Here is an 8035-nt window from a genome sequence, read left to right as displayed (position 1 = left end):
TATCTTGGCTGATGGACGCTCTACGGCGAGTTCCGCCGGATGTGAAGCCTGTGGAGAGGAAGGCGCTGGCCGCTACCAGACGGTAGCAGCGAAACCGGCCTCGGTGAAGCAGGAAGCAAGCAGCCCCGTAGGGGTCTTAGCGAGTAATGGCTAGATTTGCATAGGTATTGCAGAACGGTGTAAGTTCCCTCATCACTCAAGGTAAATGAGAACGCTATCCCCTCCCAAGTTCAGTGGCCGATGGTTGAGTGCGGTGGGGGCGATCGCGCTATGGATGTTGCCTCCCCTCAAAACGGCTGCCAATACTCCCCCAGAAGAGTTACCACCGGCAGTTGCAGCGGCGATCGCGCTGCCGGTCAATGAAAAGCAGGTTGTGGTCAGCGAGCAACCCTCAGCAGTGGGCTTAACGGTACCCAGTCTGTGGTGGGCAGTGCAGCAGCTGGGTGACAAGGTCGTTCAAGGCTGGCAGGCCTTTCCAGCAAGAGGGACGCCAGGGGGTAGAATTGAAGCCTTTGTCTCCCCTTCTGCTTGGGGACGCCTGCCCTATTTACAGCGGTTTGCCTTGATTTACCAGTTGGGCAATGCCAGTCGTAGCTTTGGCTATCAGTTGATCCTGCGCAATCGCGTAGCGCGCCCTTGGGGCGATCGCCGACAGATCATTTATGGCGCCTACACCTGTCAATTTGATGCCCTACCCTTTGAATATCTGCCAGAAGTCACCGATGCCGCAGGCAACCCAATTCCGTTTTTCCCACCCAGTAGTGAACTCGCCTGTCAAGTTTGGGTCAATCCCAATATTCCCGTAATGTTTCCAACCCCAGGACTTCGCTAACATCAAAAAAATCATCGGGGACTTGCATCACCCCCTAGCCAAGATGACATAGGTGCTGCCCCCCTCAGGGAGCCAAGGATTGAAAGGGCTTGTCCACAGCCGTCCACAAATTGCCCCGTGGCTCCATTGCAACGAGTCCACCCCTCCTCGTTGGCTCAATACCTCTCGCCAAGGGGGACTTCAGCAGTTATGAATTGAAACAATAACGGCGTAAAGGTATGGAGAGTAGGGAACTCGAATCCCTGACCTTCGCGGTGCGATCGCGACGCTCTACCAACTGAGCTAACTCCCCAATTCTTCTTTTAATATACAGTAAACGAGGACACAATGGTCTTAAATTGGTCTTCCACCTTGGGCCAGCGCTCTTCTGGAGCTGACACACTCAAGGTATAGACCTTACCGCGGCTCACCACAATACTCGACAAATTGTGCCGCTGCTGAGCATTGTCCCTATCTCCCGGCAGGGTAACAGCATACTCCAGAATATAGTAGGTCTTATCATCAACCTTTTGGGAGCTAGCGGAAATTAGAGCAGAACTGCGCCCGCTTTCACCGGGGGCAATGATATTCCGCAGCAGGCGATCGCCCACCTCCTCCGGTGACCCCAATTCCTCAAGGGACTTTGTGCTCGACACAGGATTAACAACAACGCTGACGTTTTCAGTCGTCTCAATAATGTCGTGAAAGACCACATCCACCGGGTCTTCAACTTGTACCTGTACCCAGCCACGCGGGTAGAGAAATTGATAACCATCGTAGCTATCCACATAGGCCTGTAGTCCACTGGTGACCGAACAGCCCCCCAGCAAAACCGCAAGAATGGCCAACGCTGTGGCAAAAAATCGTTGAATCATACCGTCCTTTTGCGCTGTTTTTCCCTATTGTGACACCGAAGCGGGTGCAGCGACGTGCCGCAATTCCTCTGGATGGGAGGGGGGGATACCCTCAATCGTAATCAGGGATTCCGTAACTGCGCGCACAATGGGAATCGCCACCGTTGAGCCATAGGCATCATCCCCCTTGGGTTCATCCACCACCGCCAAAATCACGTACTGCGGCTGCTCTAGGGGAAAGACAGCAACAAAGCTGGTAATACGCAAATTGCCATAGGTACCGCCAATTGCCTTTTGCGCTGTCCCCGTTTTGCCCCCCAAGCGATAGCCGCGAATCTGAGCCGTCTTGCCGGTGCCAGAGCGCACAACTTCTCCGAGCATTTTGATCACCGCCTGACTGGTGCGCTGTGAAAAAACCCGCCGAGGGGGGCGTTGTTTAAGGCGTTTTTGCAGTTGGCCATTTTCATCGTAGAGGCCATCAATGACATGGGGAGTAACCATCTCCCCCCCATTGGCGATCGCCCCCAGCAGTTGCACTAGGTGCAGAGGCGTCAGGGAAAACCCTTGGCCAAAGGCCGTCGTTGCCGGTTCAATGGGGTAATTCATAAATTGCTCCGGCGGCTTTAATTGGGCAGCCGTTTCAAAGGGGAGATCACTGCCTACCTTCTCGGTCAGTCCCAAGCGATGCAAGTAGCGATAGTAGTGGCGGGCTGGAATGCGGCTCATCATGTGTACCATCGCCACATTGCTGGAGTAAGCCAAAACCTGCGGGATCGTCAGCGCCCCTCGCCCCCCGCGTTGACTGTAGTCATTATTTTGAATCGGCCAGCCACCGACAAAAATTCGCCCTTCGTCCGGCAGCACTGTCTCTGGAGTAATGGCATTGAGTTCAAGGGCGATCGCAACGTTGATGGGCTTAAAGGTTGATCCCGGCTCATAGAGATCCGACACCGCCCAGTTGCGAAACAGGGCTGGATCAGCACGATAGTAATAATTGGGATCGTAGGAAGGCTCTGAGACCAATGCTCGCAGTGCCCCGGTTTTTACCTCTAGGACAATCACCGTGCCCCGTTTGGCATTAAATTTGCGTAACTGCTGTTGCAGGGCTTGACGTGCCGTTTGTTGCAAACGACTATCAATCGTAAGGCGCACATGGTATCCCTGACTCAAAGCGCGTGGATCCACAGGGGCAAGGGCCGGCAACCACTGCCCCAGGGCAGTCATGGAGAGGAGCTGGCGGCTATGGGGAACCTGGAGAAATTCGTTTTGACTAAACTCAATTCCCGCTTGGCCTTGGTGCTCTCGATCCACATAGCCCACCACACCTGCCATCAACTCCTGCTGAGGATAAATACGCTGCCACGCTTGGTTGAGTTCTAGGCCATCGTAGTTGAGGGCACGAATTTTGGCAGCAGTGTCCTCGTCAATGTCGTAGGCTATGGGGACGCCCGTAGGATAGGTGCTGAATTTGGCCAACAGTTGCTCTGGAGATTGCTTAAGTAAAGGCCCTAGATCGCGGGCGATTGCTGATCGCTCCACTTTGAATTGAATCGGATGGGCAAAAAGGGTAAACACCGGCCGATCTAGGGCAACAACCGTCTCCCGGCGATCAGTAATTGGGTAGCGTGCCAAGGTTGGCGGGGTGTAGTGCCGTTGTTGTTGCTGTGCCCGTGCCGCCAAGGTTTCTGCCTGCACCACTTGCAAATAAACTAGGCGGGCAACCACGCTTCCCATCCCCAGGAGTAAAAAGCCAAAGATCAGGCCAACCCGCAAGGGTGGCAAGGATTGGTTTTGGGGGCGAGCCGTCGTCATACCGGTCAGTAATTGACAGTGCGCTGAGGTGGTGTCGTCACAGGTGGCCGCTCAAAATGTGTTTTGGCAGTAATCTTGCCCTCCTTGGGCACAAAAAGAATATGTTGCGGCGTTTGGGGCACAAGGCCTTGGGGAGCCTGTTGCACTTGCTGCGTCACCCGATAGCGTAGGGTTTCATTGCTCACGAGTAGCTCTCGCTCTTGCCGTTTTAGGGTTTCCAAGCGGTCATAGGCTCGACTCCACTGCTGCTCACAGAGGGCTGACCAACCATAGAGAGGAAGGACAGCCACGAGGGCACCGGTGGCCGCCACCCCGGAAACCCATTGAATCCCCAGCAAAGTTTTCTGCCAAAGGGGCATCTGTGGCTTGGGGAGTGGCCGAATTTCCGTCAGCGTTGGCGATGATTGGGGAATCAATCGGGATTTGAATTTAGGGGCAGCAACCATAGACTCCAGCACTCCTCAGCAATTTATTACCCTAAAAGATTAGGACCCACTGTAAAGATACCCATAAATAAACCATCATTCGGACAATTCATGCAGAAGTACGCGCTGCAATTCGCAGCTTTGCTGATCGCGATCGCGGGTTGAGGGCAACTTCCGCTGCATCGGCCACAATGGGTTTACGAGTCACGACCTCCAAGAGGGGATGGGCACGCCACGCCTGCTTTACGCGGCGATCCTCTAAGCTATGGAAGCTAATAACGGCAATGCGTCCTGCGGGCTTTAACCAGTGGGGCGATCGCGCCAAAAATTGGTCAAGCACCGCTAGCTCTTGGTTCACATAGATCCGCAAAGCCTGAAAAACCCGCGTGGCGGGATGAATGCGTTGCCGGGGAGAAGCCCTGAGGCAGTGGGCAACCAACCGTGCCAGTTCTCGGGTGCTATGGAGGGGGCGCTGGGCAACAATCTGGCGAGCAATGCGGCGGGCAAAGCGTTCTTCTCCATACTCATAGAAAATATCCGCCAGTTCTTGCTCACTGTAGTGGTTGATGACCGTTGCGGCTGTCAAAGGGTTATGGGGATTCATGCGCATATCGAGGGGGGCATCAAAGCGAAAACTAAAGCCCCGCTCTGGGCGATCCAACTGGGCAGAACTGACTCCCAAATCGGCGAGAATGCCATCAAACATCGGTTCAGCCACAACCAGATCGGCAAAGTTGCCTTGCCAAAACTGGACGCGATCGCCAAAAGGAGCAAGGAACTCCTGAGCCGCCGCCAAAGCCATCGGGTCCTGATCGATTGCCAGTACGCGACAGGTCGGCTCCGCCCGTAATAAAAGTGCCGTGTGTCCACCCCCTCCTACCGTTGCATCCAGGTACAGCCCCCCGGCCTTGGGTTGGAGAGCCGCAAGGACTGCGGTTGCCAGCACCGGTTGATGGTAGGTGGAAAATGCCAAATCTTGCATGAGCGGATCAGAAGCAGCGTAGAATTTGCCACAGCACAGTCCCTTGGAGAGTCGCCGCCGTGAACGATACTTCCTTCAACTTAGCCGACGAACTGCTGATACGGGATCAACTCGTGCAGCAACTCTCAGAGGAACTCTATCAACTCATGGTGCAGCATCCTGAGTTATTTGTGCGTTTTTACCAAGCTCGCAAAGCCGAGGCCGCCAATGCCGAAGCCCTGAAGTTGCTGCAAGCACAGGTGCAGCAGGTGGAAGCACAAATCACGGCCTATCAGGAGCAGATTCTGGCCTACCAGCAGCAGGCACAAAGCCGCGAAGCGCAAATGAATGACTTGAAAGCTCAAGTGATTGAATTGAGCGATCGCAACCAGATGCTAGAGCGCGTCATTCAAGAAATGCCCGAAGTCTATCGGCAAAAATTCAGCGAGCGGCTCGGTCAAGTTAAACTTAAGATTGAAAACCTTGAAAAAGAAAACGCCCAACTGCGTGCCGAACTGCGGAATCTGCAAACCCTCTTGGCCGCCCAAGCCCGCCAGCAACAACAGCAGGGATTACCTCCACTACAACCTGCCCGCGTTGGCTTGATTCCCAGCTTTAATATCTAGGTAAACAGGAATCAAAACGTGACCGCTGCCAACGAAGATCTGCGGGAACTCAAAAAAATACTAGAAGACTTTTTTACAGGGCTTCCCGTCAAGGTCTATTTATTCGGCTCAGCCGCCCGTGGTACTCTCCGCCAAAGCTCTGACTTAGATGTGGGGATTTTGCCTCTTGCACCACTGCCCGTGGGGCTGTTGAGTGAGTTGCGGGAGCACCTAGAGATGTCTAATTTGATCTATCCGGTCGATGTTGTGGATTTATCAGAAGTGTCTGCCGACTTTCGATCGCGAGTGATTGCAGAGGGAATTGAGTGGATCGGCTCAGGGAACGATTAGTAGTTGCCCAAAAAGCGCTGGCTACTTTGCAAGAACTGCCGTTGGGTGAGCGCACAGATACGATTATTCGTGATGCTGCAATTCAGCGATTTGAATACACCCTAGAAGCAGTCTGGAAAGTAGCACAGCTATATCTACGGGAACGCGAAGGATTAGACATCGCCTCACCGAAGGGAGTAATCCGTGCTTGCTTGGCCGTTGGCTTACTTACTCCAGAGGAAGGCCGTTTAGCGCTAAAAATGGTAGACGATAGCAACTTGACCGTCCACACCTACAATGAGACCTTGGCAGATGCGATTTTCTCGCGGCTAGCCCAGCACGCCATGCTGATGGATCGCTGGTTGGCTGCCCTCGCAGCAGGAGGATTGGAGGATTGAAAATACGGATTTGGTGTGCGGCACAGGCAAGGGAAGCCGAACTATCTGCGGATCAAGTGGTGACCCAAGTGGTACCCCTGCTGCAACAGTGTCAGGACAGTGCCGAGATTGCCGTCTGTCCCCTCGATGCCCCGATCGCGATCGCTCCCCAACCGCAGATCCTGGACTATAGCCTCACCCATTGGGCACCCTTGGCGCCTGACCTTTGGCAGCAGTGTCAATCCTTAACTGCCTTGGTCTCCCGGTGGGGGATACAAACTGGCACAGGGGGTCTCTACCAGTTACCACTGGCGCAAACGGCAAAAGGGACGCTCTTTGGCGAAATTATTGGCTGTATTGAAGGGACATGGCAGTTACCAATCCATGCCAGCGATCGCCAGCGACAAACCCTCTATGCCCTCGGACGACGACTTCTAGATCAGTTGCAAGCACCTGTAGGCTGCTATTTTCTGCAATTTGACTGGCAAGGAGAAGTGATCTTTGAACGGCTGTGGCCTTTTCCAACGGTGGCCGCTCTGGCGAGTATTGGTGTGCAAACTCCCGATTGGTTGACGGCTCACTACCGGTGTTTAAGGGGGATACCATTGCGGGATCTGCGCATTCCTGCTCGCGACACCGTACGACGATTAGAATAGAGAGCGCAGTGTTGGGACACCTGAAACGTGAAGATAGTTGGCCGGTCCCTAGTGGGTTGGCAAGCGGTCTATGATATTGGTTTAGCCGGCGATCACAATTTTCTCTTGGCCAATGGAGCGATCGCCGCCAATTGCTTTAACAAGTCTCACTCCACAGCCTATGGCTATGTGACATACCAAACCGCCTTTCTCAAGGCCAACTTTCCTGTTGAGTATATGGCGGCGCTGCTGACGGCCAACAGTGGCGACCAAGACAAGGTACAGCGCTATATTGCCACCTGCCTCAGCATGGGGATTGAGGTGCTGCCCCCCGATGTGAATCGCTCGGATATTGACTTTACGCCGGTGGGGGACAAAATTCTTTTTGGTCTGTCAGCAGTGCGCAATGTCGGTCAGGGACTGATTGAGGCCATTTTACAGGCACGGGCAAAAGGGGGTGCCTTTCAAAGTTTGGCGGATTTTTGTGAACGGATTCTGGATAGTCGCATTCTCAACCGCCGTGCCCTTGAATCCCTCATTGCCTGTGGTGCCATGGATAGTCTCCATCCCCAGCGCAACCGCAACCAACTGATGCAGGATTTACCTCTCGTCTTGGAGTGGGCGCAGGCACGCGCCAAAGATCGGGCGGTGGGGCAAGTGAATCTCTTCGATATGCTGGCAGGTGGCTCCAGCAATGAATCAGCGCCCAGTGCACCCCCGGTTGATGATTTACCGGATGCCGAAAAGCTTCGCCAAGAGAAAGAGCTGCTGGGATTTTATGTGTCGAACCATCCCCTTAAGGATATTCACCGACCCGCGGCCATGATTGCCCCCCTTAGCTTGGCGGATCTCGAACAGCCCACGAGTCAAGGGATGGTAAGTGTGATTGCCCTGCTGACGGGACTTAAGCCCATTACCACCAAGCGCGGCGAGCGGATGGCCATTGTCCAATTGGAAGACCTCACGGGTCAGGCAGAAGCAGTGGTTTTTCCTAAAGCCTACGAGCGCATTCATGGACGATTGCAGCCCGATCGGCGGCTGTTGCTGTGGGGAACGCTGGAGATACGCGACGATCGCCCCCAACTGCTGATTGAAGATGCCGAACCCCTTGAAGAGGTGAAACTAGTGCTGGTGAATTTACCCGTGGAACAGGCAGGGGACCTTCAAGCCCAAAATCGCCTCTCGGAGGTGCTCAAACAACAGGCGGGAGAGATGCCCAAGGTGC

At 54.3% G+C, this 8035-nt stretch carries 10 protein-coding genes and 1 tRNA gene; 6 read left to right on the top strand and 5 right to left on the bottom strand.

What is annotated here, in order from left to right; genetic code table 11:
• Positions 1–205 precede the first annotated feature (205 nt).
• Complete coding sequence (locus Q0683_RS10295) at positions 206–832, top strand: hypothetical protein (RefSeq protein ID WP_298614174.1); 627 nt, start codon at positions 206–208, stop codon at positions 830–832.
• 219 nt (positions 833–1051) lie between these two features.
• On the opposite strand, the gene Q0683_RS10290 is transcribed toward Q0683_RS10295, so the two are convergent.
• The 5 genes from Q0683_RS10290 to rsmH all read right to left on the bottom strand — a co-directional run bounded on the left by Q0683_RS10290 (position 1052) and on the right by rsmH (position 4884).
• Positions 1052–1124 (bottom strand) — tRNA-Ala (locus Q0683_RS10290).
• 10 nt (positions 1125–1134) lie between these two features.
• A complete protein-coding gene (gene psbP, locus Q0683_RS10285) occupies positions 1135–1686 on the bottom strand; it encodes a photosystem II reaction center PsbP (protein WP_298614172.1) in 552 nt (183 codons plus the stop codon).
• A 24-nt stretch (positions 1687–1710) separates the two neighbouring features.
• Positions 1711–3477, bottom strand: coding sequence for a penicillin-binding protein 2 (locus Q0683_RS10280; protein ID WP_298614170.1), 1767 nt, complete (start codon positions 3475–3477; stop codon positions 1711–1713).
• A gap of 5 nt (positions 3478–3482) precedes the next feature.
• Entirely contained in the window at positions 3483–3923 is a 441-nt protein-coding gene (locus Q0683_RS10275; protein ID WP_298614168.1) for a hypothetical protein, read from the bottom strand.
• Between the two features lie 88 nt (positions 3924–4011).
• Positions 4012–4884, bottom strand: coding sequence for a 16S rRNA (cytosine(1402)-N(4))-methyltransferase RsmH (gene rsmH / locus Q0683_RS10270; RefSeq protein ID WP_298614165.1), 873 nt, complete (start codon positions 4882–4884; stop codon positions 4012–4014).
• A gap of 59 nt (positions 4885–4943) precedes the next feature.
• Here rsmH and Q0683_RS10265 point away from each other — a divergent pair, with 59 nt between their 5' ends.
• The 5 genes from Q0683_RS10265 to Q0683_RS10245 form a co-directional block, all read left to right on the top strand.
• On the top strand, positions 4944–5489 hold the full coding sequence (locus tag Q0683_RS10265) for an Npun_F5560 family protein (protein WP_298614163.1): 546 nt from the start codon (positions 4944–4946) through the stop codon (positions 5487–5489).
• Positions 5490–5507: 18 nt separating this feature from the next.
• Positions 5508–5819: a nucleotidyltransferase family protein gene (locus Q0683_RS10260; RefSeq protein WP_298614161.1), complete on the top strand. Its 312-nt coding sequence runs from the start codon at positions 5508–5510 to the stop codon at positions 5817–5819.
• Complete coding sequence (locus Q0683_RS10255) at positions 5795–6196, top strand: HI0074 family nucleotidyltransferase substrate-binding subunit (protein WP_298977575.1); 402 nt, start codon at positions 5795–5797, stop codon at positions 6194–6196. Before Q0683_RS10260 ends, Q0683_RS10255 begins: the two co-directional genes overlap by 25 nt.
• Complete coding sequence (locus Q0683_RS10250; RefSeq protein WP_298977573.1) at positions 6193–6831, top strand: hypothetical protein; 639 nt, start codon at positions 6193–6195, stop codon at positions 6829–6831. The genes Q0683_RS10255 and Q0683_RS10250 overlap by 4 nt, the downstream gene beginning before the upstream one ends.
• A 27-nt stretch (positions 6832–6858) precedes the next feature.
• Positions 6859–8035 (top strand): OB-fold nucleic acid binding domain-containing protein (locus Q0683_RS10245; protein ID WP_298977572.1); only part of this gene is annotated, 1177 nt, incomplete at its 3' end.

The organism is uncultured Thermosynechococcus sp. (assembly GCF_938074695.1).
In the GTDB taxonomy this organism is placed as follows: Bacteria; Cyanobacteriota; Cyanobacteriia; order Thermosynechococcales; family Thermosynechococcaceae; genus Thermosynechococcus.
The sequence above is the reverse complement of the archived record's forward strand: the minus strand, read 5'-3'. Positions and strand labels throughout refer to the sequence as shown.

What these genes read in the sequence shown, in the direction of transcription:
- Q0683_RS10295 (WP_298614174.1), top strand. Translation starts at nt 206, where the DNA reads ATGAGAACGCTATCCCCTCCCAAGTTCAGTGGCCGATGGTTGAGTGCG.
- Q0683_RS10275 (WP_298614168.1), bottom strand. Translation starts at nt 3,923, where the DNA reads ATGGTTGCTGCCCCTAAATTCAAATCCCGATTGATTCCCCAATCATCG.
- psbP (WP_298614172.1), bottom strand. Translation starts at nt 1,686, where the DNA reads ATGATTCAACGATTTTTTGCCACAGCGTTGGCCATTCTTGCGGTTTTG.
- Q0683_RS10280 (WP_298614170.1), bottom strand. Translation starts at nt 3,477, where the DNA reads ATGACGACGGCTCGCCCCCAAAACCAATCCTTGCCACCCTTGCGGGTT.
- rsmH (WP_298614165.1), bottom strand. Translation starts at nt 4,884, where the DNA reads ATGCAAGATTTGGCATTTTCCACCTACCATCAACCGGTGCTGGCAACC.